This window comes from Sphingobium sp. AS12, assembly GCF_019097845.1.
Lineage (GTDB): Bacteria > Pseudomonadota > Alphaproteobacteria > Sphingomonadales > Sphingomonadaceae > Sphingobium.
Genome location: NZ_JAHRGM010000080.1, coordinates 1 through 1,726 on the forward strand (window position 1 = coordinate 1; position 1,726 = coordinate 1,726).

Consider the following 1,726-nt stretch of genomic DNA (forward strand, 5'->3'; position numbering starts at 1 on the left):
ATTCCTTGGTTGAGGAAGAAATAAAAAAAGAAATCAAAGACTTTCTAGAATTTAATGAGAATGTAGACACAACATACCCGAACTTATGGGACACCCTGAAAGCAGTGCTAAGAGGGAAGTTCATAGCACTAAGTGCTCACATGAAGAAACTGGAGGAAAGTCACATTAGAGAATTGACAGAACAACTGAAAGCTTTAGAGCAAAAAGAAGCAAACTCACCAAGGAGGAGTAGACGCCAGGAAATAATCAACCTGAGGGCTGAAATCAATAAAGTAGAAACTAGGAAAACATTACAAAGAATCAATGAAACAAAGAGTTGGTTCTTTGAGAAGATCAACAAGATAGACAAACCTCTAGCCAAACTAACCAAAAGGCAGAGAGAGAGCATGCTAATTAACAAAATCAGAAATGAAAAGGGGGACATAACAATGGACACTGAGGAAATCCAGAGAATCTTCAGGTCATACTTTGAAAACCTGTACTCCACAAAATTTGAAAATCTAAAGGAAATGGACAATTTTATGGATAGATTTCACTTACCAAAATTAAATCAAGAACAGATAAGCAACTTAAATAGACCTATAACCCCTAATGAAATAGAAGCAGTCATCAAAAGCCTCCCAACCAAAAAAAGCCCAGGGCCAGATGGCTTCACTGCAGAATTCTACCAGAAATTCAAACAAGAGCTAATACCAGTACTCCTCAAATTGTTCCACACAATGGAAGCAGGAGTGACGTTGCCAAACTCTTTTTATGACTCTACAATCACTTTGATACCCAAGCCACACAAAGATAAGACTAAGAAAGAGAACTACAGACTGATATCCCTCATGAACATTGATGCTAAAATACTCAATAAAATATTGGTTAATCGAATCCAAGAACATATCAGAAAAATCATCCACCATGATCAAGTAGGCTTCATCCCAGGGATGCAAGGATGGTTCAACATATGAAAATCCATCAATGTAATCCACCATATAAACAAACTGAAAAAGAAAAACCACATGATCATCTCACTAGATGCTGAAAAAGCCTTTGACAAAATCCAACACCCCTTCATGATAAAGGTCTTGGAGAGATCAGGGATAACAGTGTTATTCTTTTACCCTGCAGCTTTGGGTGTAAAGACAGGAAACAATGGATGAACAACCCACGGGGAGTTTATTTACAAGAAGAGGGGGGAGGTTGGGGTTGAATTGTCAGCCAACCCAAGAGGAACCAGAGTGGGAGAAGGTGGGGAAGGATGGACCTTTTGAAGGGAAGGCTGCGTGCGCATCCTCACTGAGGTTTCACAAACTCGCAGAGTCCTCTCGCAGGCCACCTCTCGCGTGGTGGGTGACGTGTGATGACGTAGCATGTTTTCCTGTGTATGCCCCACCTGTCATTAAGGGGCGGGGTCATCCAGGTGTATGCTCTTAGAGACCCGGCCAATGCAAAACCCCTCCCTGTAAATGAATGCTTCTCTCCTGCCTGCCAGCTCCCAAATAACCACTCAGAGGCTTATGTCAGTAGCTCAGACTTGTTACTAACTAGCTCCTACATTTCAAGTTAACCCATATTCCTTATTTACTTCTGCTATGTGGTGGTACCTTTATTAGCATAGCACATTCATCTCTTGCTCCCTCTGCATCTGCCTCATGGCTCCTTTGACTCCACCCTTCTTCTTCACAAAATCCTCCTAGTCTAGCTCTCCTGCCTAGCTATAGGCCAGTCAGCTCTTTAT

At 41.7% G+C, this 1,726-nt stretch carries 1 protein-coding gene; it reads left to right on the top strand.

The features are described from left to right. Window positions 1–956, top strand: a 956-nt coding sequence (locus KRZ98_RS24700) for a reverse transcriptase domain-containing protein (protein ID WP_217675355.1), incomplete at its 5' end; no start/stop codon positions are given. Window positions 957–1,726: the final 770 nt, after the last annotated feature.